The organism is Shinella sp. Sh6 (assembly GCF_055392685.1).
The window spans coordinates 1,563,755-1,587,922 of record NZ_AP044005.1; the positions used below are offsets into that span (position 1 = coordinate 1,563,755).

The 24,168-nt window shown below is 66.7% G+C and carries 19 protein-coding genes; 10 read left to right on the forward strand and 9 right to left on the reverse strand.

All coding sequences use genetic code 11. From position 1 onward, the window contains the following. Window positions 1-7: 7 nt before the first annotated feature. From ACZ5TO_RS07720 to lipA, 4 genes are all read left to right on the forward strand, one after another. Window positions 8-1,354 (forward strand): pyruvate dehydrogenase complex dihydrolipoamide acetyltransferase, encoded by a 1,347-nt coding sequence (locus ACZ5TO_RS07720; RefSeq protein ID WP_464800095.1) that lies wholly within the window; start codon window positions 8-10, stop codon window positions 1,352-1,354. A 15-nt stretch (window positions 1,355-1,369) separates the two neighbouring features. Then, window positions 1,370-2,011 carry an SGNH/GDSL hydrolase family protein gene (locus ACZ5TO_RS07725; protein ID WP_464800096.1) on the forward strand — a complete coding sequence of 214 codons (642 nt, stop codon included), beginning with the start codon at window positions 1,370-1,372 and terminating at the stop codon, window positions 2,009-2,011. Between the two features lie 55 nt (window positions 2,012-2,066). Next, window positions 2,067-3,512 carry a dihydrolipoyl dehydrogenase gene (gene lpdA, locus ACZ5TO_RS07730; RefSeq protein WP_464800097.1) on the forward strand — a complete coding sequence of 482 codons (1,446 nt, stop codon included), beginning with the start codon at window positions 2,067-2,069 and terminating at the stop codon, window positions 3,510-3,512. 133 nt (window positions 3,513-3,645) lie between these two features. Beyond that, window positions 3,646-4,623, forward strand: coding sequence for a lipoyl synthase (lipA, locus tag ACZ5TO_RS07735; RefSeq protein ID WP_464800098.1), 978 nt, complete (start codon window positions 3,646-3,648; stop codon window positions 4,621-4,623). A gap of 75 nt (window positions 4,624-4,698) precedes the next feature. Here lipA and gltA read toward each other — a convergent pair whose 3' ends face one another. After that, window positions 4,699-5,988 (reverse strand): citrate synthase, encoded by a 1,290-nt coding sequence (gene gltA, locus ACZ5TO_RS07740; protein WP_464800099.1) that lies wholly within the window; start codon window positions 5,986-5,988, stop codon window positions 4,699-4,701. 308 nt (window positions 5,989-6,296) lie between these two features. Between gltA and ACZ5TO_RS07745 the strand changes: the two genes are divergently transcribed. Next, window positions 6,297-8,750 carry a ComEC/Rec2 family competence protein gene (locus ACZ5TO_RS07745; RefSeq protein ID WP_464800100.1) on the forward strand — a complete coding sequence of 818 codons (2,454 nt, stop codon included), beginning with the start codon at window positions 6,297-6,299 and terminating at the stop codon, window positions 8,748-8,750. On the opposite strand, the gene lexA is transcribed toward ACZ5TO_RS07745, so the two are convergent. The 6 genes from lexA to ACZ5TO_RS07775 all read right to left on the reverse strand — a co-directional run bounded on the left by lexA (window position 8,741) and on the right by ACZ5TO_RS07775 (window position 15,028). Continuing rightward, window positions 8,741-9,463 carry a transcriptional repressor LexA gene (gene lexA / locus ACZ5TO_RS07750; protein WP_464800101.1) on the reverse strand — a complete coding sequence of 241 codons (723 nt, stop codon included), beginning with the start codon at window positions 9,461-9,463 and terminating at the stop codon, window positions 8,741-8,743. The two genes, ACZ5TO_RS07745 and lexA, sit on opposite strands and share 10 nt — an antisense overlap. A gap of 95 nt (window positions 9,464-9,558) precedes the next feature. Next, window positions 9,559-10,782: a molybdopterin molybdotransferase MoeA gene (locus ACZ5TO_RS07755; RefSeq protein WP_464800102.1), complete on the reverse strand. Its 1,224-nt coding sequence runs from the start codon at window positions 10,780-10,782 to the stop codon at window positions 9,559-9,561. Then, window positions 10,782-11,279 carry a cyclic pyranopterin monophosphate synthase MoaC gene (moaC, locus tag ACZ5TO_RS07760; protein ID WP_464800103.1) on the reverse strand — a complete coding sequence of 166 codons (498 nt, stop codon included), beginning with the start codon at window positions 11,277-11,279 and terminating at the stop codon, window positions 10,782-10,784. The genes ACZ5TO_RS07755 and moaC overlap by 1 nt, the downstream gene beginning before the upstream one ends. Next, window positions 11,279-12,094 (reverse strand): indole-3-glycerol phosphate synthase TrpC, encoded by an 816-nt coding sequence (gene trpC, locus ACZ5TO_RS07765; protein ID WP_184141700.1) that lies wholly within the window; start codon window positions 12,092-12,094, stop codon window positions 11,279-11,281. Before trpC ends, moaC begins: the two co-directional genes overlap by 1 nt. 8 nt (window positions 12,095-12,102) lie before the next feature. Continuing rightward, window positions 12,103-13,125: an anthranilate phosphoribosyltransferase gene (trpD, locus tag ACZ5TO_RS07770; protein ID WP_464800104.1), complete on the reverse strand. Its 1,023-nt coding sequence runs from the start codon at window positions 13,123-13,125 to the stop codon at window positions 12,103-12,105. A gap of 16 nt (window positions 13,126-13,141) precedes the next feature. Next, window positions 13,142-15,028 (reverse strand): peptidylprolyl isomerase, encoded by a 1,887-nt coding sequence (locus ACZ5TO_RS07775; protein ID WP_464800105.1) that lies wholly within the window; start codon window positions 15,026-15,028, stop codon window positions 13,142-13,144. Window positions 15,029-15,309: 281 nt separating this feature from the next. Between ACZ5TO_RS07775 and ACZ5TO_RS07780 the strand changes: the two genes are divergently transcribed. The 5 genes from ACZ5TO_RS07780 to ACZ5TO_RS07800 all read left to right on the forward strand — a co-directional run bounded on the left by ACZ5TO_RS07780 (window position 15,310) and on the right by ACZ5TO_RS07800 (window position 21,600). After that, window positions 15,310-16,959, forward strand: a complete 1,650-nt coding sequence (locus tag ACZ5TO_RS07780) for a Na/Pi cotransporter family protein (protein WP_464800106.1) — start codon at window positions 15,310-15,312, stop codon at window positions 16,957-16,959. A gap of 78 nt (window positions 16,960-17,037) precedes the next feature. Further along, complete coding sequence (gene glmU, locus ACZ5TO_RS07785; RefSeq protein WP_464800107.1) at window positions 17,038-18,417, forward strand: bifunctional UDP-N-acetylglucosamine diphosphorylase/glucosamine-1-phosphate N-acetyltransferase GlmU; 1,380 nt, start codon at window positions 17,038-17,040, stop codon at window positions 18,415-18,417. 125 nt (window positions 18,418-18,542) lie between these two features. After that, window positions 18,543-20,369, forward strand: coding sequence for a glutamine--fructose-6-phosphate transaminase (isomerizing) (gene glmS, locus ACZ5TO_RS07790; RefSeq protein ID WP_464800108.1), 1,827 nt, complete (start codon window positions 18,543-18,545; stop codon window positions 20,367-20,369). Beyond that, window positions 20,366-20,860 (forward strand): GNAT family N-acetyltransferase, encoded by a 495-nt coding sequence (locus tag ACZ5TO_RS07795; RefSeq protein WP_464800109.1) that lies wholly within the window; start codon window positions 20,366-20,368, stop codon window positions 20,858-20,860. The genes glmS and ACZ5TO_RS07795 overlap by 4 nt, the downstream gene beginning before the upstream one ends. Window positions 20,861-20,895: 35 nt before the next feature. Then, window positions 20,896-21,600, forward strand: coding sequence for a DUF502 domain-containing protein (locus ACZ5TO_RS07800; RefSeq protein ID WP_464800110.1), 705 nt, complete (start codon window positions 20,896-20,898; stop codon window positions 21,598-21,600). A gap of 98 nt (window positions 21,601-21,698) precedes the next feature. On the opposite strand, the gene ACZ5TO_RS07805 is transcribed toward ACZ5TO_RS07800, so the two are convergent. Then, a complete protein-coding gene (locus ACZ5TO_RS07805; protein WP_464800111.1) occupies window positions 21,699-21,908 on the reverse strand; it encodes a hypothetical protein in 210 nt (69 codons plus the stop codon). A 76-nt stretch (window positions 21,909-21,984) separates the two neighbouring features. Next, window positions 21,985-24,090, reverse strand: coding sequence for an ATP-dependent DNA helicase RecG (recG, locus tag ACZ5TO_RS07810; RefSeq protein WP_464800112.1), 2,106 nt, complete (start codon window positions 24,088-24,090; stop codon window positions 21,985-21,987). Window positions 24,091-24,168: the final 78 nt, after the last annotated feature.

Below are 24,168 nucleotides of genomic sequence, written 5' to 3' on the forward strand. Positions count from 1 at the left end.
CTGGGAGATGCCGATCAACATTACGATGCCCGCCCTTTCGCCCACCATGGAAGAGGGCAACCTTTCCAAGTGGCTCGTCAAGGAAGGCGATACCGTGAAATCCGGTGACGTCATCGCCGAGATCGAGACCGACAAGGCGACGATGGAAGTCGAAGCCGTCGACGAGGGCACGGTCGCCAGGATCGTCGTGCCGGCCGGTTCGGAGGGCGTGAAGGTCAACACCCTGATCGCCGTCCTCGCCGCCGACGGCGAGGACGTCGCCGCGGCTGCGGCCGCTACCGGCGGCGCGGCAAAGGCCGAGGCTCCGAAGGCGGAAGCGCCGAAGGAAGCCGAAAAGCCGGCTGCCGCGGCAGCTCCGGCGCCTGCGGCCTCCGCGCCGGCACAGGCTGCCGCCGGCTCGCCGCGGGTCGGCAACGGCCTCTTCTCCTCGCCGCTCGCCCGCCGCATCGCCAGGGAAGCCGGGATCGACATCTCGGCGGTTTCCGGCTCCGGCCCGCACGGCCGCGTGGTCAAGAGCGACGTCGAGAAGGCGCTCGCCTCGGGCGGCGCCAAGCCCGCAGCAGCAGCCCCGGCTGCCGCTGCCGCCTCCGCGGCCCCAGCCGCAGCGCCCAAGGGCATGTCGGAAGACGCCGTCCTCAAGCTCTTCGAGGAAGGCTCCTACGAGCTCGTGCCGCATGATGGCATGCGCAAGACCATCGCCAAGCGCCTGCAGGAATCCAAGCAGACGATCCCGCACTTCTACGTCTCCGTCGACGTGGAGCTCGATGCGCTTCTGGCGCTGCGCGCCCAGCTCAACGACAGCGCGCCGCGCAAGGAAGACAAGCCGGTCTACAAGCTCTCGGTCAACGACATGGTGATCAAGGCCATGGCGCTGGCGCTGCGCGACGTGCCGGATGCCAACGTCTCCTGGACCGACACCAACATGGTCAAGCACAAGCACGCGGATGTGGGCGTTGCCGTCTCCATCCCGGGCGGCCTGATCACGCCGATCATCCGCAAGGCGGAGACCAAGACGCTCTCCACCATCTCCAACGAGATGAAGGACCTCGGCAAGCGGGCCAAGGAACGCAAGCTGAAGCCGGAAGAGTACCAGGGCGGCACCACCGCGGTCTCCAACATGGGCATGATGGGCGTGAAGAACTTCGCGGCCGTCGTCAACCCGCCGCATGCGACGATCCTGGCGGTCGGCGCGGGCGAGGAGCGCGTGGTGGTCAAGGGCGGCGAGATCAAGATCGTCAACGCGATGACGGTCACGCTTTCGACCGACCATCGCTGCGTCGACGGTGCGCTCGGCGCCGAGCTGCTCGGTGCCTTCAAGCGCTACATCGAGAACCCGATGGGGATGCTCGTCTGATAGCGGAGTGCGGCCATGAAGACGGTTCTCTGCTACGGCGACAGCCTGACCTGGGGCTATAACGCGGAAACGCTCGACCGGCACGCCTTTGCGGACCGCTGGCCGAGCGTGCTCGCCAAGGCGCTCGGGCCGGACGTCACCGTGATCGCGGAGGGCCTCAACGGCCGCACCACCGCCTATGACGATCACCTCGCCGATTGCGACCGCAACGGCGCGCGCATCCTGCCGACGATCCTGCACAGCCACGATCCGATCGACCTCGTGATCCTGTTCCTCGGCGCCAACGACATGAAGCCGGCGATCTGCGGGACGGCCTTCGGCGCGGTGCAGGGCATGGAGCGGCTGGTGGAGCTTACGCGCCACCACGCCTGGTCGTTCGGCGACAGGGACGGGCCGGAGATCCTGATCGTCTCGCCGCCGCCGCTGTGCGAGACGGCGAATACCGCCTTCGCGGCGATGTTCGCCGGCGGCGTCGAGCAATCGGCGATGCTGGCGACGCTCTATGCGGACCTTGCGGACGAACTCGGCTGCGGCTTCTTCGACGCGGGCTCGGTGGCGAAGACGACGCCGCTCGACGGCGTGCACCTCGACGCGGCGAACACGCGGGCTGTCGGCAAGGGGCTGGAGCCCGTCGCGCGCATGATGCTCGGACTGTAACCAAAACAAAAGCGCGGCGCTTCATGCCGTGCGAGGAACAAGGCAGGAAACGACAATGGCTCAATCCTACGACGTCATCATCATCGGTTCGGGTCCGGGCGGCTACATCGCGGCGATCCGCGCCGCGCAGCTTGGCCTGAAGACGGCCATCGTCGAGCGCGAGCACCTTGCCGGCATCTGCTCCAACTGGGGCTGCATCCCGACCAAGGCGCTGCTGCGCTCCGCCGAGATCTTCCACTACGCGCAGCACCCGGGCGACTACGGCGTAAAGATCGAAGGCGCCGTGACGCCGGACCTGAAAGCCATCGTCGCCCGCTCGCGCGGCATCGCCCAGCGCATGAACGGCGGCGTCGGCTTCCTGATGAAGAAGAACAAGGTCGATATCATCTGGGGCGAGGCCAGGCTGACAAAGCCCGGCGAGATCGTCGTTTCCAAGACGACGAAGGCCATCCAGCAGCCGCAGGCGCCGCTGCCGAAGAACGTCCTTCCCGAAGGCACCTACACGGCCAAGCACATCGTCGTCGCCACCGGCGCCCGCCCGCGCGCGCTTCCGGGCATCGAGCCGGACGGCAAGCTGATCTGGACCTATTTCGACGCGATGAAGCCGGAAGCGATGCCGAAGTCGCTGCTCGTCATGGGCTCGGGCGCCATCGGCATCGAGTTCGCCTCCTTCTACCGCACGCTCGGCGTCGAGGTCACGGTCGTCGAGGTCATGCCGCAGGTGATGCCGGTCGAGGACGCGGAAATCTCGGCCCTCGCCAGGAAGCAGTTCGAAAAGCAGGGCATGAAGATCCTGCTCGACGCCAAGGTCACCAAGGTGGAGAAGGGCGCGAATTCCATCACCGCCCATGTCGAGACCAAGGACGGCAAGTCGCAGACGATCACCGCCGACCGCATGATCTCCGCCGTCGGCGTTCAGGCGAACATCGAGAATATCGGCCTTGAGGCGCTGGGCGTGAAGACCGACCGCGGCTTCATCGTCATCGACGGCTACGGCAAGACGAACGTGCAGGGCATCTATGCCATCGGCGATGTCGCAGGCCCGCCGATGCTTGCCCACAAGGCCGAGCACGAGGCCGTCATCTGCATCGAGAAGATCGCCGGCCTGCCGAACGCCCACCCGATGGACAAGTCCAAGATCCCGGGCTGCACCTATTGCCATCCGCAGGTCGCCTCCGTCGGCCTCACGGAAGCCAAGGCCAAGGCGGAAGGCCGCGACATCCGCGTCGGCCGCTTCTCCTTTGCCGGCAACGGCAAGGCTGTCGCGCTCGGCGAGGACCAGGGCATGGTCAAGACGATCTTCGACAAGAAGACCGGCGAACTTCTCGGCGCGCACATGGTGGGCGCGGAAGTGACCGAGATGATCCAGGGCTTCGTCGTCGCCATGAACCTGGAGACGACCGAGGAAGAGCTGATGCACACCATCTTCCCGCATCCGACGATTTCCGAGACGATGAAGGAAAGCGTTCTCGATGCCTATGGGCGTGCGCTGAACGCTTGAACATGCTAAAGCCCGCCCCACATGAGGCGGGCTTTGCTGCTGAAAAAGACAGCAAACCTTTCTTTCGTCATGGCCGGGCGTGGCCCGGCCATCCATAAGCGGCGGAAAAACCCCGCGAGGAAAGTGGAAAGACATGGTCACCATTCTCGACCGCACCAATCTTGCCCCCGACGCCCAGCGCGTGCGCCATCCGGAGAAGGCTCATCGGCCGGATACGGAAGTACTGCGCAAGCCGGAATGGATCCGCGTCAAGGCGCCGGTCTCCAAGGGCTACCAGGAAACGCGCGACCTCGTGCGCTCCCACAAGCTGGTGACGGTGTGCGAGGAGGCGGGCTGCCCGAATATCGGCGAGTGCTGGGACAAGAAGCACGCGACCTTCATGATCATGGGCGAGATCTGTACGCGCGCCTGCGCCTTCTGCAATGTGGCGACGGGCAAGCCGAATGCGCTCGACATGGAAGAGCCGGAGAACGTCGCCAAGGCCGTCAAGCAGATGGGCCTTTCCCACGTCGTCATCACCTCCGTCGACCGTGACGACCTCGACGACGGCGGTGCCGAACATTTCGAGAAGGTGATCTGGGCGATCCGCGCGGCATCCCCCGCGACGACCATTGAAATCCTGACGCCCGACTTCCTGAAGAAGCCGGGTGCGCTGGAGCGCGTCGTCGCCGCCAAGCCCGACGTCTTCAACCACAATCTGGAGACCGTGCCGGGCAATTACCTGACCGTGCGTCCCGGCGCGCGCTACTTCCATTCCCTGCGCCTCCTGCAGCGCGTGAAGGAACTGGATCCGACCATGTTCACCAAGTCGGGCATCATGGTGGGCCTCGGCGAGGAGCGCAACGAAGTGCTCCAGCTCATGGACGACCTCAGGACCGCCGACGTGGACTTCCTCACCATCGGCCAGTATCTCCAGCCGACCCGCAAGCACCACAAGGTGGACCGCTTCGTGACGCCGGAAGAGTTCAAGTCCTACGAGACCGTTGCCTATACCAAGGGCTTCCTGATGGTCTCCTCGAGCCCGCTGACGCGCTCCTCGCACCATGCCGGCGACGACTTCGCCCGGCTGCGCGCCGCCCGCGAGCGCAAGCTGCTTGCTGCCGCCGAATAGGCGACTTTTTGTCCTTCCAATGAAAAACCCCGCCGTCCTTTCGGACGGCGGGGATTTTGTTTGCGCGCCGGTTTCTCAGCGCTTGGAGACGGGCACGTAGTCGCGCTTCGGGGCACCGACATAGAGCTGGCGCGGGCGGCCGATACGCTGTTCCGGGTCTTCGATCATCTCGTTCCACTGGGCGATCCAGCCGACCGTGCGGGCGAGGGCGAAGAGCACGGTGAACATGGTGGTGGGGAAGCCCAGCGCCTTCAGCGTGATGCCGGAATAGAAGTCGATGTTCGGATAGAGCTTCTTCTCGATGAAGTAATCGTCCGTCAGGGCGATGCGCTCCAGCTCCATCGCGACTTCCAGCATCGGGTCGTCCTTGATGCCGAGCTCGTTCAGAACCTCGTGCGTCGTCTTCTGCATGATGCGCGCGCGCGGGTCGTAGTGCTTGTAGACGCGGTGGCCGAAGCCCATCAGGCGGAACGGGTCGTTCTTGTCCTTGGCCTTGGCGATATATTCCGGAATGCGGTCCACCGAGCCGATCTCGGCGAGCATGTTGAGCGCAGCCTCGTTGGCGCCGCCATGGGCGGGGCCCCACAGGCAGGCGATGCCGGCCGCGATGCAGGCGAACGGATTGGCACCCGAGGAGCCGGCAAGGCGCACGGTCGAGGTCGAGGCGTTCTGCTCGTGGTCGGCGTGCAGGATGAAGATGCGGTCCATGGCGCGCGAGAGCACCGGATTGGCCACATACTCCTCGCAGGGAACGGCAAAACACATGCGCAGGAAGTTCGACGCATAGTCGAGGTCGTTCTTCGGGTAAACGAAGGGCTGGCCGATATGGTACTTGTAGGCCATGGCGGCGATGGTCGGCATCTTGGCGATCATGCGCAGCGAGGCGACCATGCGCTGGTGCGGGTCGGTGATGTCGGTGGAGTCGTGGTAGAAGGCCGAGAGCGCGCCGACGACGCCGCACATGACGGCCATCGGGTGGGCGTCGCGGCGGAAGCCGGTGAAGAACTTCGACATCTGCTCGTGCACCATGGTGTGGTGCGTCACGCGATAGTCGAAGTCGTCCTTCTGCGTCTTGGTCGGCAGCTCGCCGTACAACAGAAGGTAGCAGACTTCGAGGAAGTCGCCGTGCTCGGCAAGCTGCTCGATCGGGTAGCCGCGGTGAAGGAGCACGCCCTCGTCGCCGTCGATATAGGTGATCTTCGATTCGCACGAGGCGGTGGACGTGAAGCCCGGGTCGTAGGTGAAGGCGCCGGTGTTCTTGTAGAGCGTGCCGATGTCGATCACATCGGGACCGATCGTGCCGGAGCGCGTCGGCAGTTCGACTGTCTTGCCACCGATCGATACGTCCGCTTTTGTTTCTGTCATCACGTTTCTCCGTTGTTTCGAATGGTGGCACGATATCGTGCCGCAGTCATGCACACGTTGAATCTGCTAGCCCATTTGCCATGCCCTGCCAAGCAAGACGAAAGGCAAATTGTGCAATGCGGAAACGGGTTTTCCGGCAACGCAATATCTACCCTTTCGGCGAAGTTGCAAGCAACCTTTGCGCGTGCCCGCCATATTGCGGAGGTGGCATCCTTTCTGTCTGGCTTAGTATCTGGCGCGCCAACCCGGGATTGAAGTTCCCGCCTTTCGGTTGCACAGTGGCGGGGTGAACGGTGGAGGCCGGGATCATGGCCGAAGGGAAAATCGCAGACCGGCGGGACATGCCCGAGGCGCTCGCCTGGCGGGACCTGCCAGCCGACGCCGCCCCGCTGCCTGTGCAGGCGCCCGCGCGAACCGTGCCGGCTTTCCTGCGGCGGGCCTTGCTTGACCTTTCGCTTCGCCTTGCAGGGCGCGAGGCGGTGGCGGATGCCTTTGCACGGGAAAGGGCGCACGGGCACTTCTTCCTCTTCGTCCCGGTCTTCCTCGGCATCGGCGCGGGCCTCTGGTTTTCGGCGGCTTCCGATCCCTCGCTCCCGACGATCCTCCTTTTCGCCTGCGCCGCACTCTGGCCGGCGCTGCGCCTGCGCCATCGGGAGGACTGGGCGGCGCTTGCGGCGGGGGCGGCATTCCTCGTGCCGGTGGGCATGCTGCTTGCCGCGGCCGAAAGCGCCCGGCTCGATACCGTTCTCCTCGATGCGCCGGTCACCACGCAGATCACCGGGCGCGTGCTGTCGCGCGAAGCCGACGGGCGCGGGGCGATCCGCTACCGCGTCGCGCTGGAGCGCACGGCGGATCCGGTGCTGAAGCGCCAGCCGGGCATCGTGACGGTCCTTGCCCGAAGCCGCCACGAGCCGATCCCCATCGGCAGCGGCATTGCCGGGCGGGCCCGCCTCAGCCCGCCCTCGGGACCCGCGCTCGCCGGCCTCAACGATTTCGCCTTCGACGCCTATTTCGCGGGAACCGGCGCAGTCGGCTATTTCTACCGCGCGCCGCTGGCGGCGGCCGCCTCCGAACCCGGCCTCGAAGCGCGGTTCCGCCAGATGATCGCCGGCTGGCGCGACAACCTCACCGAGCATATCCGCGGCCGGATCGGTGGCGATGCGGGCGCGATCGCCGCCGCGCTGGTGACGGCCGAGGAACGGGCGATCAGCCCGCAAACGGTCGAGGCGCTGCGGCAGGCGGGCCTTGCCCATGTGCTTGCCATTTCCGGGCTCAACATGGTGCTGGCGGCCGGCACCTTCCTTGTCGGCGCGCGCATGCTGATGGCGCTGATCCCCGGCTTTGCCGAGCGCTATCCCGCCAAGAAGTTCGCCGCCGCCGGCGCGCTCGTCATGGTCACGCTCTATATCCTCGTCTCGGGCGGGGCGATCTCGGCGGTGCGCTCATGGATCATGATCTGCGTCATGCTGGTGGCCGTGCTCTTCGGCCGGTCCGCCATCAGCCTGCGCAATGTCGCGCTCTCGGCGATCCTCATCCTCGCCGTCACGCCGTCTGCCGTCACCAATCCGGGCTTCCAGATGTCCTATGCCGCAACGCTCGGCCTCATCGCCGGCTATGCCGCCTGGCGCGAGCGGCCGGTGCGCAGGGAGAGCCGGGGAGGGCGGCTCCGGCTTCTCGGCGGGGCGGCCGGCCGCTTCCTCGGCGGCCTTCTTCTCTCATCGCTGATCGGCGGTTTTTCGACGCTCATCTATTCGGTCGGCCATTTCCACCGCATCCCGGCCTACGGGCTTGCCGGCAACATCCTTGCCATGCCGGTCATCAGCGCCATCGTCATGCCTTTCGGCCTTGCCGCCGTGCTGCTGATGCCCTTCGGGCTCGATGCCATCCCCTTCGCGATCATGGGCAAGGGCATCGAATGGATGATCGCGCTCTCGGCATGGGTGGCCGGCTGGAAGGGCGAGATCGTCACCGGCCGCATCCCGCTTGCCGCTTTCCTGCTGATCGCCCTCGGCGGCGGCCTCGTCTGCCTCCTGCGCACGCGGCTTCGCCATGCCGGAACGGCGCTCGCCCTCCTCGGCCTCGTCCTTGCCTTCCGGACCGATGGGCGGGCGCCTGAAGTGCTCGTATCGGAGGACGGCCGGCTCGTCGCCATATTGGGAAAGGAAAGCGTATCGACGAACCGCGCGCGGCCGCCGGATTTCATCTGGTCGCAATGGCGAAGGGCGCTGCGACTCGCCGATCCGCAAAAGCCAGCCCTGCGCAGGACCGCGGGCCTTGCCGTGGAGGACACCTCGAAGCCCGAGGTCACCGGCAAAAGGCCGCGCCGAAAGGCCGACCGCGAAAAGGCAGGAACGGCAATGGCGTCCGCCCTTGCCGCAGCAAGAAGCAGCAACGCCTTCGTCTGCGAGGCGAAAGCCTTCTGCGCCGCGGTCTCGCCCAGCGGCTGGCGGATCGTCGCGCTGGAGGACACGGCCTTCCTCGGCACGGCCTGCGATGCCGCAGACCTCGTCGTCGTGCCCTATGCCCTGAGGCTTGACGCCTGCCGCTCCGGCGCAAGGCTGGTGACGGCGCGGCATCTGCGCCGGAGCGGCGCATTGGAGATCGGGCCAGCGACCGGGCCGGAAGCATCAAGCCTTGCGCAGGCCCATGTCACGCAGGCGGTGGAAAGCGTCGACCGCCCCTGGTCGCGTCATCGCACCTACGATTGGCGCACCGGCCGCTTCGAGCCTCCGGCAAGCGGGCAGGCGGAGGATCAGTTGTAACGGCGGATGAGGCCGACGAGTTTGCCCTGGATCTTCACGCGGTCCGGGCCGAAAATGCGGGTCTCGTAGGCCGGGTTGGCGGCTTCGAGCGCGATGGAGGCGCCCTTGCGGCGGAAGCGCTTCAGCGTCGCTTCCTCGTCGTCGACAAGCGCCACGATGATCTCGCCCGGATTGGCGGTGCTGCCATTGCGGATGATGACCGTGTCGCCGTCGAGGATGCCGGCCTCGATCATCGAATCGCCGCGCACTTCCAGCGCATAATGGTCGCCGCTGCCGATCATCTCGGCGGGCACAGTGATGTCGTGCGTGTTGTTCTGGATGGCCGAGATCGGCACGCCGGCGGCAATGCGCCCCATGACGGGCACCGAAACGGATGTGGAAATCTCCGGCACGGCCGGCGTGCGCGCGGCGGGAGCGGCCGGCGCCTGCTGCTTGCCCCGGCTTCCCTCGATGACGGAGGGGGAGAAGCCGCGACGGGGCTGGAGGCTCGTCGAATAGGCCTCGGGCAGCTTGATGACCTCCAGCGCCCGCGCCCGGTTGGGAAGGCGGCGGATGAAGCCGCGCTCCTCGAGCGCCGTGATGAGGCGGTGGATGCCCGATTTCGACGCCAGGTCCAGCGCGTCCTTCATCTCGTCGAAGGATGGAGGAATGCCCGATTCCTTCATACGCTCATGGATGAACAGGAGGAGTTCCTGTTGTTTGCGCGTCAGCATGGCATCCCCGTTGAGAATCGTGAAACAAATCCAGAACAGACACTATCCGTTCCGCATGTGTTCCGCAAGGGCTTCCTGAACAATAATATGACTGTTCAGGCCTCGGGATCGCGCAGGAGCAGGACGTCGCAGGGGCTGCCGGCGGGCACGGCAGGCGCGCCCGGCGGGCGCACGAGCAGGCCTTCCGCCGCGGCGAAGATCTTCATCATTGACGAATCCTGCCTGTCGAACGGCGTGACGGAGAGCGCGCCGGAGGCAGTGCGCTCGACACGCGCGCGGACATAATCCTGCCGGTGGTCGTTTTCTCCGAGCGGAACGGCGGTGACGGCGGGGCACAGGCGGCTGCGGGCGGGAAGATGCGCCAGACGCCGCACGAGCGGCTCGAGGAAGAGCAGCGAGCAGACGAGGCTGGACACGGGATTGCCCGGCAGGCCGACGACGCGGATATCGCCGAGCCGGCCGACCATCAGCGGCTTTCCGGGGCGCATGGCAATGCGCCAGAAGTCGAGTTCCATGCCGGCTTCGCCAAGCACGGGCCGAACGAGGTCGAAATCGCCGACCGAAGCGCCGCCGAGCGTCACCAGCACGTCGATGTCGCGCGAAAGCGCCTCGCGCACCGCGGCGAGGATGGCCTCCCTGTCGTCGGCGACGATGCCGAGGTCGATCACCTCCGCGCCCGCCTCGCGCGCAAGGGCCGCGACGCCGTAGGTGTTGGAGGCGACGATCTGGCTTTCGCCGGGCGGCGTGCCGGGGCGCACGAGCTCGTCGCCGGTCGCCAGCAGCGCGACGCGGGGGCGGGCATAGACCGTCAGGTCCGGATGGTTCATCGCCGCGGCGACCGTCAGGCGGCCGGCATCGAGGACGTCGCCGGCCTTCAGCACGATCTCGCCTTCGGAGAAATCCTGCCCGCGCGGGCGGATGTGGCGGCCTTTCGGCGTCAGGAAGGTCGTGCGGATGCGGCCGTCCTCCAGCACTTCGGCATCCTCCTGGAGAAGGACGGTATCGGCGAAGGCGGGCAGCGGCGCGCCGGTGAAGATGCGCACGGCCTCGCCCGGGCCGGCCGTTCCCGCGAAGGCGTGTCCGGCGGAAGAGGTGCCCGCGACCTTGAGCACCGAGCCGAGCTCGGCGATATCGGCATGGCGGACGGCATAGCCGTCCATCGCGGAATTGTCGAAGGGCGGCTGGGTGAGGCGGGCTGCCACGTCGCGGGCGAGCACGCGGCCGGCGGCCTCGTGCAGCGCGACCGTCTCCGTCCGCTCCACCGGCCTTGCGGCGGAAAGCAGGCGCTCCAGCGCATCGGCGACGGGAAGCAGCGCCATCAGGCCTTCGCCCCGCGCCTGTAATCGCCCGAGCGGCCGCCGGACTTTTCGAGAAGGCGGATGCCGCCGATCTCCATTTCGCGGTCGGCGGCCTTGGCCATGTCGTAGATGGTGAGGCATGCGACGCTGACGGCTGTCAGCGCCTCCATCTCCACGCCGGTGCGGCCGGTGAGCTTGGCCATCGCCTCGACGCGAAGGCCGGGCAGGGCGCGATCCTCGCGGATCTCCACCGTCACCTTGGTCAGCATCAGCGGATGGCAGAGGGGGATGAGGCTCGACGTCTGCTTGGCGGCCATGATGCCGGCAAGGCGCGCCGTGCCGATCACGTCGCCCTTCTTGGCGTCGCCCTTGAGGATGAGGTCGAGCGTTGCCGGCGCCATGCGGATGAAGCCTTCGGCAAGGGCGATGCGTACGGTCTCCGTCTTGTCGCCGACATCGACCATGTGCGCCTCGCCCGAGGCGCCTATATGGGTGAGCGTGCGGGTGTCTTCCGCCATCATTCCGCCGCCAGCATGCCGGCATCGCCCGTCAGCAGTTCGCGCGTCGCCGCCGTCACGTCGTCCTTGCGCATCAGGCTTTCGCCGACGAGGAAGGTGGAAATGCCGACCTTGCCGAGGCGCACGCAATCGGCATGCGTGAAGATGCCGCTCTCGCCGACGAGCAGCCGGTCGTCCGGCACCATGCCGGCGAGCTTTTCAGAGACCGCGAGGTCCACCTCGAAGGTGCGCAGGTTTCGGTTGTTGACGCCGACGAGCCTGGATTTCAGCTTCAGCGCGCGCTCCATCTCGGGCTCGTCATGCACCTCGATCAGCACATCCATGCCGAGCGAGAAGGCGGCGTCTTCCAGCGCCTTCGCGGTGTCGTCGGAAAGGGATGCCATGATGAGGAGGATGCAATCCGCGCCCCAGGCGCGCGCCTCAAGCACCTGATAGCTGTCGAACATGAAGTCCTTGCGCAGGGCCGGCAGGCCGCAGGCCGCACGGGCGGCGGTGAGGAATTCCGGCGCGCCCTGGAAGCTCGGCGTGTCGGTGAGGACGGAAAGGCAGGCAGCGCCCCCTGCCTCGTAGGCCTTTGCCAGCGCCGGCGGATCGAAATCCGGACGGATGAGACCCTTGGAGGGGCTGGCCTTCTTGATCTCGGCGATGAGGCCGAAACGGCCTTCCGCCTTGCGGTCCTTGAGGCTTGCGAAGAAGCCGCGCGGGGCCTCCTGGTCGCGGATGCGGGCGCGAAGCTCGGCGGTAGAGACGCGGGCCTTGGCGGCGGCGATCTCCTCCAGCTTGTAGGCCTCGATCTTCTTGAGGATATCGGTCATGGCCAATCCTACTCCGCGGCGGCTTCGTTGGAAACCGTGACGAGACGGTCCAGCGCGGCGCGGGCGCGCCCGCTCTCCAGCGCCTCGGTCGCAAGGCGCATGCCGTCCTTCAGCGTCTCCGCCTTGCCGGCGACGACGAGCGAGGCGGCCGCGTTGGCAAGCGAGATGTCGCGGTAGGGCATGTGTGCGCCGCCGAGCACGGACAGGAGCGCGGCGGCATTGTGCGCGCCGTCGCCGCCGCGAAGATCGTCGAGCGTTGCCGGCGGAAGGCCGAAATCGGCGGGGGTCAGCTCGAAGGTGCGGATCTTGCCGTCTTCCAGCGCGGCGACCTGCGTCGTGCCGGTCGTGGTGATCTCGTCGAGGCCTTCGCCGTGCACGACCCAGATGCTCTCCGAGCCGAGATCACGCATCACCTCGGCGATCGGCACCAGCCATTGCGGCGAGAAGACGCCGAGGAGCTGGCGCTTGACGCCGCCGGGATTGGAGAGGGGGCCCAGCAGGTTGAAGATCGTGCGCGTGCCGAGCTCGACTCGCGAGGGTCCCACATGCTTCATCGCCGGGTGGTGGAGCTGCGCGAACATGAAGCCGAGGCCGGCATCGTGCACGCAGCGCGAGATATCGGCCGGGCCGATGTCGAGCTTGACGCCGAGGCAGGAGAGGGCGTCCGCCGTGCCGGACTTGGAGCTCAGGGCCCGGTTTCCGTGCTTGGCGACGGGAACGCCGGCGCCGGCGGTGATGATCGCCGCCAGCGTCGAGATGTTGTAGGTGCCCGCGCCGTCGCCGCCCGTGCCGACGATGTCCATGGCATCGGCAGGCACGGAGACCGGCAGCATGCGCGCGCGCATCGAGCCGACGGCGCCGTAGATCTCGTCCACGGTCTCGCCGCGCACGCGCAGCGCCATCAGGAAGCCGCCGATCTGCGAGGGCGTGGCGGCACCGGACATGATGATCTCGAAGGCGCCGCGGGCGTCCTCGCGGTCGAGCGCCTTTCCGGCGGCGACCTTGGCGATATAGGATTTCAGGTCGGACATGCGGCTTCCGCCTCCTTCATCGCGTGCTTTGTTCGGCAAGCGTCCGGTTGATGGAAACGCCGTAGGTCGTCTGGAGCGAGCTGACCATCTGGTCGAGGATATCGTCGCCGCTGGCGCGGGCGACGGCGACGATCTGCTGCTCGTCGTTGGAGAGCGCGTCGGGCGCCGCATCCGCGTTCACCTCGGTCACCTTCAGGAGGATCTGGCCTTCGCCGTCGACGCCGGGCGTGTTGGCGACGACGCCGAGCGGGCCGGAGAAGGCGGCATTGACGGCCTCGGGGCTCAGCACCGGATCCTGCGCGCCGCGATGAAGGCCTGTCTTGGTCTCGACAGCCATGCCGAGCTCGCCGGCGATGGCGGCGAGCTCCTCGCCCTTGCGCACGCGCTCGGCCAGTTCGGAGGCCTTCCTGGCAAGCGCCTCGCGCTGCTGCTCGGCGGTCCAGTCGGCGACGACGCGGTCGCGCACCTCGTCCAGCGTACGGTCGCGCTCGGGGATCACGTCGAGCACTTCGTACCAGGCGTAGCCCTCGCGGCCGACGTCGATCGGCTGGGTCTCCATGCCGACATCGGTCTTGAAGACCTCGCCGAGAAGCGTCTTCTCCTCGGGCAGGCCGTCGATCTCCTCGCCCTTGTCGTCGTTGCCCTGCGCATCGGCGGCATCGACCGTCACGGCCTTGAGGTTGTTCTTCGCGGCGGCTTCCTCGAGGCTGGCGCCGTCGGCGCGGGCGTCCTCGATGCGGTCATGCACGGCGAGGATGCCGTCGGCGGCGTCCGCAAGCGCGAGTTCCGTGCGTAGGTCTTCCTTCACCTCGTCGAAGCTCTTCACCGTCTCCGGGTGGATATTCGTCACGCGCAGGATGATCGGGCCGAAGGTGCCGTCGATGACCGGCGTCGTGCCGCCGTTTTCGGCGACGGCGAAAGCCGGTGCGGCGAGCTTCTGGTCCGGCACGTTCGCCTCGGTGAAATCGCCGAGCATGACGTCGGAGGGCTTCTTGCCCTGTTCGGCGACGAGCGCGTCGAAGGTCGTGCCGGAGGCGAGCTTGGCGGCCGCCGCGTCCGCGCTCGCGCGGTCGGCGAAGGTGAGCTGCTCGATCGTGCGCGTGGCGGGCGTGCGGTAGTGGTCCTTGTTTTTCTCGTATTCGGCCTTCAGCGCCTCGTCGGTGACGGTGGCCTTGTCCGCCAGGTCCTTCGGCTCCAGCGAGACATAGACGAACTTGCGGTATTCCGGTGCGCGGTACTTCGCCTTGTTCTTCTCGAACCAGGGGGCGAGCACGTCGTCGCCGGGCGCCTTGACGGGATCGATATTGGCGTTGCTGAGAAGCAGGTAGTCGATCGTGCGGGCCTCGTTGCGGTACTGGCGCAGCGCCGCCGTCAGCACTTCGGGCGCCTTGTAGCCGTCCGACACGGCTTCCACGACCTGGGTGCGGATCGCCACCTGGCTGCGGTTGTTGATGTAGTCGGCCTCGCGCAGCCCCGCATTGCGCAGGATGGCAGAGAAGGCCGTGCGGTCGAACTGGCCGTTGACGCCGCGGAAGGCCGGATCGTCGGCGATCAGCTGGGCGAGGCGGCCTTCGGAAAGGCCGAGGTTCATGTCGCGCGAAAGCTGGTCGAGCGCGGCGCCCGCGACGAGCTCGGCGAAGACCTGGTTCTCGACACCGAAGGCGCGGGCCTGCTCGGCGTTGAGGCGCATGCCGAAGCGCTGCGACATGGCCGCGACCTGCCGCTCGTAGGCAAGGCGGAAGTCCGTCGGCGAGACCTTGACGTCGCCGACCGTGACGACGGCATTCGACGTGCCGGTGACGAGGGAACTCGAAACGCCCCAGACAGCGAATGAACCGACCAGAATGATCAGCAGGGCTTTTGCCACCCAGGTCTGGGCGGCGCTTCTCAGGGCTTCGAGCATCGTCTAAAATTCCTCATGACGGCGGCCATGCGGCCGGAAACCGTCTCTTAACGGAAAGTTTGCGGGAATTGAAGGGTGCAGCGCGCATCCGATGCAAGGACCGCGCGCCCCTTCGGCATGCCGGCCCGATCCTGCCGATTTCTTTTGCCGGCAAACGAAATATTTCTGAATTTACTGGCATATTCTGGCCGAAAGCCACTGTCATAATTTGAAAATCCATGATCGGATACGCGATCAATCTGATGAGTCCGGCAGCGGCGGGCATTACGGGAGGAAAACGGTTGGAATCCACGATCGTCATGATCAACCTTTTCGGCGCCGTCGCGCTGCTCCTCTTCGGCCTTGCCCAGGTGAAGGACGGCATGACGCGCGCCTTCGGGGTGAAGCTGCGCTCCGGGCTGGCGCTCGGCACGCGCGGGCCGGTGCGTTCCTTCCTTGCCGGTTTCGTCGCGACGGTCGCCCTCCAGAGCTCCACCGCCACCGCGCTGATGGTCGCCTCCTTCGTCGAACGCAACCTGATGCGCGCGCGCATGGCGCAGATCGTGCTGCTCGGCGCCAATGTCGGCACGGCCGTTACCGCCTGGCTCGTGGCGACGGGCATCGAATCGATCTCGCCGCTCATCATCCTCGTCGGCGTCGTCTTCTATAAATCGTCGGGCTCCACCGCCCGGCAGGGCCTCGGCTCCGCGCTCGTCGGCATCGGCCTGATGCTGCTGTCGCTGCACCTCCTCAGCCTTGCCACCGAGCCGATGCGCCAGTCGCCCGCGCTTGCGGCCTTCCTCACGCTGCTCGGCGATGCCTGGCCGGCCGCGCTCGCCTTCTCCACGGTGCTCGCCATCGTCTCCTCGTCGAGCCTTGCCGTCGTCGTGCTGATCCTGTCGCTTTCGGCCATGGGGATCCTTTCGCCGGCGCTGACGGTCATCCTCGTGCTCGGCGCCAATCTCGGCGGGGCCGTGCCGCCGGTCATCGCCACGATGAAGGCCGCCGCCTCCGCGCGCCGCGTCACGCTCGGCAATCTTCTCGTGCGCGGGGCAGGGTGCCTCGTCGTGCTGCCCTTCGCCGCGCAGGTGGCCGATCTTCTCGCCTTGCTGCCGATCCCGGCGGCAAAGCTGCCGGTGGACGTGCACCTTGCCTTCAACCTCGTGGTCGCGCTGGTGCTCTGGCCGCTTTCCGGCCCGCTGTCGAGCCTCATGGAAAGGATCGTGCCGGAGGACAAGAAGGAGGAGGGCGGGCCGAAATATCTCGACGACGCCGCGCTCGCGACGCCGGTGGTGGCGCTGTCCGGCGCGACGCGCGAGGTGCTGCGCGTCGGCGATCTCATCGAATCCATGCTGATCCGCACCATGCGCGCCTTCAACGACAACAATCTCGCGCCGCTGAACGACATCGGCGAACTGGAGCGGCAGGTCGACGTGCTCCAGCAGGAGGTGAAGATCTATCTTTCGCGCCTTGGCCGGCAGGGCCTGACGGGCGAACCGGCGGCCCGCTCTATCGTCATCATCGACTACGCCATCAACCTCGAGCATGTCGGCGACATCATCGAGAAGGGCCTTCAGGAGCAGGTGCGCAAGAAGATCGTCAACGGGCTGAAATTCTCCGAGGACGGCTACAAGGAACTCGCCAATCTCTTCAACCTGACGATCGAGAACCTGCGCATCGCCCAGACGATCTTCGTGACGCGCGACGCGGGACTGGCGCGCCAGCTCGTCGAGGTGAAGGTGGACGTGCGGCGCATGGAGAAGGAATCCTCCGAACGGCACCTGGAGCGGCTGCGCGACGGGCGGATCGACAGCCTCCAGACGAGCTCGCTCCATCTCGACATGCTGCGCGACCTCAAGCGCGTCAACGCGCATCTCGTCTCCGTCGCCTATCCGATCCTCGACGAAAGCGGGCTTCTCACCGAAAGCCGCCTGCGCAACAGCGCGAGCTGACGCTGCGAAATCCCTTTGTGTCCTGCCGTCGCTTTTTGCTAAGGAACGGGCCGCATGACGGGTGAACGAGGGATTCCCATGACCGCAGACCGGACGAAACGCACTTGCCTGGCCGTGATCCTCGCCGCCGGAGAAAGCACGCGGATGAAGTCCTCGCGCTCCAAGGTGCTGCACCCGGTCGCCGGCCAGCCGATGATCGCCCATGTGGTGGAGGCACTGGCGAAGGCCGGCATTTCCGATATCGCGCTTGTGCTCGGCCGCGACGCGGAGAAGGTCGAGGCGGCGGCCCGCAACGGCGCCGTGCGCAGCTCGGTCCATATCCAGACCGAACGGCTCGGCACGGCCCATGCCGTGCTCGCCGCCCGCGAGGCCATCGCCAGGGGCTACGACGACGTGCTGGTCGTCTTCGGCGACACGCCGCTCATCACCGAGACGCCGCTGATCGTCGCGCGCGAGGGGCTTGCGTCCGGCGCCGACGTCGTCGTCATCGGCTTCCGGACGGCCGATCCGACCGGCTACGGCCGCCTCGTCATCGACAAGGGCGAGCTTCTGGCGATCCGCGAGCACAAGGACGCCAGCGAGGCCGAGCGCGCCATCACCTATTGCAACGGCGGCCTGATGGCCATCGACGGGCGCAAGGCGCTCGACCTGATCGAAAAGATCGGCAATGCCAATATCAAGGGCGAATACTACCTCACCGACATCGTCGAGGTCGCGCGCGCGGCCGGCGGCCGGGCTATCGCCGTCGAGGCGCCCGAGGAAGAGCTGACCGGCTGCAACACCCGCGCCGAGCTTGCCGTCATCGAACGGCTCTGGCAGCAGCGCCGCCGGCACGAAATGATGCTCGACGGTGTGTCGATGATCGCGCCGGAAACCGTCTTCCTTGCCTACGACACGAAGATCGGCCGCGACGTCACCATCGAGCCCAACGTCGTCTTCGGCCCGGGCGTCACCGTCGAGAGCGGCGCGACAATCCATTCCTTCTCGCATGTCGAGGGTGCGCACGTTTCGGCGGATGCCGAGGTCGGCCCCTATGCGCGTCTGCGGCCGGGGGCTCGCCTCGGCGAAGGCGCCAAGGTCGGAAACTTCACCGAGGTGAAGAAGGCGGAGATCGGCGCGGGCGCCAAGGTCAACCATCTCAGCTATATCGGCGATGCCTTCATCGGCGCGCATACCAATGTCGGCGCCGGCACCATCACCTGCAATTACGACGGCATCAACAAGTTCGTGACGCGCATCGGCGAGAACGCCTTCATCGGCTCCAACACGGCGCTGGTCGCGCCCGTTTCCGTCGGCAACGGCGCCTATGTCGCCTCCGGCAGCGTCATCACGGCGGACGTGCCGGACGATGCCGTCGCCTTCGGCCGTGCGCGGCAGGAGAACAAGGAAGGCCGGGCCGTGCTCATCCGCGAGCGCAACCAGGCGATCAAGGCGGCGAAGAAGAAGGCCGCCGAATAGGCCGGCCGGTGGGCGCGCCCACGTTAACGCTTGCAATCGAAAGTGAGCGCGCCCGTGTTGCGCCGCGATGAAAAAGCTCTACGAAAGAGCGCAAATCGAAGCGTCTCGAAAGAGTGGAGCAGTCTATGTGCGGAATTGTCGGTATCGTCGGAAACCAGCCGGTCGCGGGCCGGCTTGTCGATGCCCTGAAGCGCCTTGAATACCGGGGCTACGATTCCGCCGGCGTCGCCACCATCGTTGACGGCAGGCTGGAGCGCCGCCGCGCCGAGGGCAAGCTGTTCAACCTGGAGAAGCGCCTTGCCGACGAGCCGCTCGACGGTACGATCGGCATCGCCCATACCCGCTGGGCGACGCACGGCGCGCCGACGGAAGGCAATGCCCATCCGCATTTCGTCGACGGCGTCGCCGTCGTCCACAACGGCATCATCGAAAACTTTTCCGAGCTGAAGGACGAGCTTTCCGCCGCCGGCGCCACCTTCATCACCCAGACCGACACGGAGGTCGTCGCCCAGCTTCTCGCCCGCTTCCGCCGCGAGGGCCTCGGCCGGCGCGAGGCGATGCACGCCATGCTGCGCCGCGTGACGGGCGCCTATGCGCTGGCGGTGATCTTCGAGGACGACCCGTCCACCGTCATGGCCGCCCGCAACGGCCCGCCGCTCGCCATCGGCTACGGCCGCGGCGAGATGTTCCTCGGCTCCGACGCCATCGCGCTCGCCCCCTTCACCAACGAGATCAGCTATCTCGTTGACGGCGACTGGGCGGTGATCGGCCGCGACGGCGCGCATATCTTCGACCTCGACGGCAACCGCGTCGAGCGGCCGAAGCAGGTCTCCTCGGCCGCCGCCTATCTCATCGACAAGGGCAACCACCGGCATTTCATGGAAAAGGAAATCCATGAGCAGCCGGAGGCGATCTCGCACGCGCTCAGCCACTATGTCGATTTCCTTGGTCACACGGTCCGCCCGGTCGCGGCCGACATCGATTTCGCCAAGGTGCCCAGCCTTGCCATCTCGGCCTGCGGCACCGCCTATCTCGCCGGTCTCGTCGGCAAATACTGGTTCGAGCGCTATGCCCGCCTGCCGGTCGAGATCGACGTCGCCTCGGAGTTCCGCTACCGCGAGATCCCGCTGAACCCGGCCTCCGCCGCGCTCTTCATCTCGCAGTCCGGCGAGACGGCCGACACGCTCGCTTCGCTGCGCTACTGCAAGGAGCACGGCCTGAAGATCGGCGCGGTGGTGAACACGAAGGAATCGACCATCGCCCGCGAATCGGACGCCGTCTTCCCGATCCTCGCCGGCCCGGAGATCGGTGTCGCCTCTACCAAGGCCTTCACCTGCCAGCTGACGGTGCTCGCCGCGCTCGCCATCGGCGCGGGCCGGGCGCGCGGCACGCTGGGCGAAGCCGAGGAAAAAGCGCTGGTGCGCCACCTTGCCGAAATGCCGCGCATCATGGCGGGTGTGCTCAACACGATCCAGCCGGCCATCGAGCAGCTTTCGCGCGACCTCTCCAAGTGCAAGGACGTGCTCTATCTCGGCCGCGGCACGAGCTATCCGCTCGCCATGGAAGGCGCGCTGAAGCTCAAGGAAATCTCCTACATCCACGCCGAAGGCTATGCTGCCGGCGAATTGAAGCACGGCCCCATCGCGCTGATCGACGAGAACATGCCGGTCATCGTCATCGCCCCGCACGACCGCTTCTTCGAGAAGACCGTGTCGAACATGCAGGAAGTGGCTGCACGCGGCGGGCGAATCGTCTTCATCACCGACGAGAAGGGCGCTGCCGCCTCCAAGCTGCCGACCATGGCGACCATCGTTCTGCCGAATGTCGACGAAATCATCGCGCCGATGATCTACTCGCTGCCGATCCAGCTTCTCGCCTACCACACCGCCGTCTTCATGGGCACGGACGTCGACCAGCCGCGCAACCTCGCCAAGTCCGTGACGGTCGAATGATCGTCCGGCCGGAACAGACAGGCGATATCGACGCCATCCGCACCCTGACGGAAACGGCCTTCCGCACCGCGCCGCATGCCGACGGCACGGAGCACCTGATCGTCGACCGCCTGCGCGCGGCCGGCGCGCTGACGCTCTCGCTGGTGGCGGAGACGGACGGCGTCGTCGTCGGCCATGTCGCCTTCTCGCCTGTCACGATCTCGGACGGCAGCGCCGGCTGGTACGGCCTCGGCCCGATCTCCGTCGATCCGGCAAGGCAGGGCGAGGGGATCGGCAGCCGGCTCGTGCGCGAGGGACTGGAGCGGCTGAAGGCGCTCGGCGCAGCGGGCTGCGTATTGCTCGGCGATCCCGCCTACTATGCCCGCTTCGGTTTCGAGGCGGATCCGAAGCTGGTGCTGGAGGGCGTGCCGCCGGAGTATTTCCAGCGTGTGGCGTTTTCTCCGGTTTACGGCGGGGGAACGGTTTCCTATCATCCGGGTTTCTACGGCTGAGCGGCCTCCCACGCTCGCCCCACGCTGGATAGCCGATGACCGATTCCGTCCCGAGACAGTCGCTCGCCATGCGGCTGCGCAACAATTTCCTGACCGGCCTCGTCATTTGCGCGCCGATCGCCATCACCATATGGCTGACCTGGACCTTCATCCACTGGGCCGATAGCTGGGTGAAGCCCTATATCCCGGCACATTACAACCCGGAGAACTATTTCCAGTTCGCCATTCCGGGCTTCGGCCTGCTGATCGCGCTGGTCTTCATCACGCTCATCGGCTTCCTCGGCAAGAACCTCATCGGCCGCACCATCGTGGAGTTCGGCGATTCGCTTTTCAACCGCACGCCGCTGGTGCGCACGGTGCACAAGAGCCTCAAGCAGATCTTCGAGACGGTGCTGAAGGACAAGGGCACCTCCTTCAACAAGGCGGCGATGATCGAATATCCGAGCGCCGGTCTCTGGTCGATCGTCTTCGTGGCGACGGATGCGCGCGGCGAGATCGCGACGAAGTTCACATCGATGGGCAAGGACATGGTCGCCTGCTTCCTGCCGCCGACACCGTTCCCGACTGCCGGCTTCCTCGTCTACGTGCCGCGCGAAAAGCTCGTGCCGCTGGACATGAGCCCGGAGGACGCCGCCAAGCTCATCATCTCCGTCGGTCTTGTCACGCCGCCGGAAGAGGCGGTTCCGCTTGTTGCGGGCGGAGAGCGCAAGGCGAAGGCGAAAGCGCGGAAGAAGGATTGAGGGAGAGGGGACGGATTCACTCTCCCCGCCCTCCAGCGTCATCCTCGGGCTTGACCCGAGGATGACGATAGAGGGACCGGAGGCGGCCCGCAAAAATCCTATTCTGTCACCGTAGTCACGTCCTTCTGCTCGTCCTGAAGAACCTTGTCGGTATCCGCCGGCAGGCGGGATTGCTTTTCGGTGGTGGTGATGCTGGCCGTGGTGATCGTCCTGTCGACCTTGGCCTTCGCGCTGTGCCAGGCGCAGTCCGCAAGGGCCGCGGAGGCGGAGAGGGCAAGCATTGCTGCGACTACGAGAACTGTCTTCATGGCATTTCTCCTTCTTCGCTGATGCGACGGGGAGTATGCGCTCACGCGGTTTGACGGCGAAATCACGATTTCGTGGTCATCCGGCGCGCAGGAACCGGATCGCCTCGTCGCGACGATAGAGATAGAGGAGAGTGCGGATCGCCTCGCCGCGCGGGCTTGTCAGGTCCGAATCGCGCTCCAGGAGATAGGCGGCGTCCTTGCGGGCGATCTCCAGGAGGTCGCCATGGGCTTCGAGGCTCGCCACGAGGAAGCCCGGCGTGCCGGACTGGCGGGTGCCGAGGAGCTCGCCTTCGCCGCGCAGCTTCAGGTCCTCCTCGGCGATGCGGAAACCGTCCTCCGTCTCACGCAGGATGGAAAGACGCGCCCGGCCGTTCTCCGAAAGCGGACCCTTGTAGAGAAGGATGCAGCTCGACGCCTCCTCGCCGCGTCCCACGCGGCCGCGAAGCTGATGGAGCTGGGCGAGGCCGAAGCGCTCGGCGTGCTCGATGACCATGATCGAGGCGTCCGGCACGTCGACGCCGACCTCCACGACGGTGGTGGCGACGAGAAGCCGTGTCTCGCCGTTCTTGAAGGCGAGCATGGCGGCGTCCTTCTCCGGCCCGCTCATCCGGCCGTGCACGAGGCCGGCGGCGTCGCCGAAGACGCTTCTGAGCGTCGCGTGCCGCTCCTCGACGGACATCAGGTCGCTTTCCTCAGACTCCTCCACCAGAGGGCAGATCCAGTAGGCCTTCTTGCCTTCGGCAAGCGCCGTGCGCAGGCGCTCGACGATCTCGCCTGTCCGCTCCTGCGGCACGACGACGGTCTGGATCGGCTTGCGGCCGGCCGGCTTTTCCGTGAGCTTGGAGACGTCCATGTCGCCGAAGGCGGCGAGCACCAGCGTGCGGGGAATGGGGGTTGCCGTCATCACCAGCATGTGCGGGGAAATGCCCTTGGCCGTGAGGCGCAGGCGCTGGTGGACGCCGAAGCGGTGCTGCTCGTCCACCACGGCGAGGACGAGGTCCCTGTAGGCGACATTGTCCTGGAAGAGCGCATGGGTGCCGATGACGATCTGCGTCTCGCCGGAGGCGATGCGCTCCAGGATGGCATCGCGCTCGCGGCCCTTGGTGCGGCCGGTCAGCACGTCGATGGTGAGGCCGGCGGGGGCGGCCATGCGCGAGAGCGTCGAAAAATGCTGGCGCGCGAGGATTTCCGTCGGCGCCATCAGCACGGCCTGCCCGCCGCTTTCGACGGCCGCCAGCATCGCCATCAGCGCTACCGCCGTCTTGCCGGCGCCGACGTCGCCCTGCAGGAGCCGCAGCATGCGCTGTTCGCCCGCCATGTCCTTCAGCACTTCGGCGATGGCCGTCTGCTGGCTTCCCGTCAGCGAGAAGGGCAAGGCGTCGATGACGGGGCGGCTCAAGGCCCCCGTCGCGGTCACCGGCCGGCCTGCCACCTTGCGCAGGCGCTGTCGCACGAGGGCGAGCGAGATCTGGCCGGCGAGGAATTCGTCATAGGCAAGGCGCCGCCGGGCGGGTGCCTGCGGGTCGAGGTCCGTCTCGTCGCGCGGGTCGTGCATGCGGTGGAAGGCGTCGAAGGCGGATGGGAAGCCCTGCCGCTGCACCAGCGCCTCGTCGATCCATTCCGGCAGGTGCGGCACGCGGGCGACCGCGGCTTCGACGACCTTGCGCAGCACACGGGATGTAAGCCCCGCCGTGAGCCCGTGCACCGGCTCGACCAAGGGCAGGCTGTCGGCCTCGCCGAGCCGGACCATGTAATCGGGATGCACCATGGAGGGGCGGCCGTTGAACCAGTCGACCTTGCCGCTCACCACCACCGTCTCGTCCACGGGCAGGGCCTTTTCCAGCCAGTTGCCCTTGACGCGGAAGAAGGTCAGCGCCAGCTCTCCGGTCTCGTCGTGCAGGAAGACGCGGTACGGCTGGTTCGACTTGCCGGGCGGAGGCGGCTGGTGGCGGTCGACGCGGCCGGTGATGGTGACGATGACGCCGGGCGGCGCATTGGCGATGCCCGGCTGGTTGCGCCGGTCGACGATCGAATGCGGGAAATGGAAGACGAGATCGATAACGCGGCAATCCTCGATGCTCTCCTCGCCGAGCAGGCGCGCGAACAATTCCCCGAGCTTCGGGCCGATGCCGGGAAGCGAGGAGAGGGGGGCGAAGAGCGGATCGAGCAGGGCAGGTCTCATGGCGGGCAAAATCGCCGGAGATCATGCCTTTGGCAAGGCTGACAAGCGGCTTTTGCCGGTCTATAGAAGCGCGAAAGC

Excerpts from the sequence above, each read along its gene's own strand:
- ACZ5TO_RS07720 (WP_464800095.1), top strand. The coding sequence starts at position 8 with ATGCCGATCAACATTACGATGCCCGCCCTTTCGCCCACCATGGAAGAG.
- ACZ5TO_RS07725 (WP_464800096.1), top strand. The coding sequence starts at position 1,370 with ATGAAGACGGTTCTCTGCTACGGCGACAGCCTGACCTGGGGCTATAAC.
- lpdA (WP_464800097.1), top strand. The coding sequence starts at position 2,067 with ATGGCTCAATCCTACGACGTCATCATCATCGGTTCGGGTCCGGGCGGC.
- lipA (WP_464800098.1), top strand. The coding sequence starts at position 3,646 with ATGGTCACCATTCTCGACCGCACCAATCTTGCCCCCGACGCCCAGCGC.
- gltA (WP_464800099.1), bottom strand. The coding sequence starts at position 5,988 with ATGACAGAAACAAAAGCGGACGTATCGATCGGTGGCAAGACAGTCGAA.
- ACZ5TO_RS07745 (WP_464800100.1), top strand. The coding sequence starts at position 6,297 with ATGGCCGAAGGGAAAATCGCAGACCGGCGGGACATGCCCGAGGCGCTC.
- lexA (WP_464800101.1), bottom strand. The coding sequence starts at position 9,463 with ATGCTGACGCGCAAACAACAGGAACTCCTCCTGTTCATCCATGAGCGT.
- ACZ5TO_RS07755 (WP_464800102.1), bottom strand. The coding sequence starts at position 10,782 with ATGGCGCTGCTTCCCGTCGCCGATGCGCTGGAGCGCCTGCTTTCCGCC.
- moaC (WP_464800103.1), bottom strand. The coding sequence starts at position 11,279 with ATGGCGGAAGACACCCGCACGCTCACCCATATAGGCGCCTCGGGCGAG.
- trpC (WP_184141700.1), bottom strand. The coding sequence starts at position 12,094 with ATGACCGATATCCTCAAGAAGATCGAGGCCTACAAGCTGGAGGAGATC.
- trpD (WP_464800104.1), bottom strand. The coding sequence starts at position 13,125 with ATGTCCGACCTGAAATCCTATATCGCCAAGGTCGCCGCCGGAAAGGCG.
- ACZ5TO_RS07775 (WP_464800105.1), bottom strand. The coding sequence starts at position 15,028 with ATGCTCGAAGCCCTGAGAAGCGCCGCCCAGACCTGGGTGGCAAAAGCC.
- glmU (WP_464800107.1), top strand. The coding sequence starts at position 17,038 with ATGACCGCAGACCGGACGAAACGCACTTGCCTGGCCGTGATCCTCGCC.
- glmS (WP_464800108.1), top strand. The coding sequence starts at position 18,543 with ATGTGCGGAATTGTCGGTATCGTCGGAAACCAGCCGGTCGCGGGCCGG.
- ACZ5TO_RS07795 (WP_464800109.1), top strand. The coding sequence starts at position 20,366 with ATGATCGTCCGGCCGGAACAGACAGGCGATATCGACGCCATCCGCACC.
- ACZ5TO_RS07800 (WP_464800110.1), top strand. The coding sequence starts at position 20,896 with ATGACCGATTCCGTCCCGAGACAGTCGCTCGCCATGCGGCTGCGCAAC.
- ACZ5TO_RS07805 (WP_464800111.1), bottom strand. The coding sequence starts at position 21,908 with ATGAAGACAGTTCTCGTAGTCGCAGCAATGCTTGCCCTCTCCGCCTCC.
- recG (WP_464800112.1), bottom strand. The coding sequence starts at position 24,090 with ATGAGACCTGCCCTGCTCGATCCGCTCTTCGCCCCCCTCTCCTCGCTT.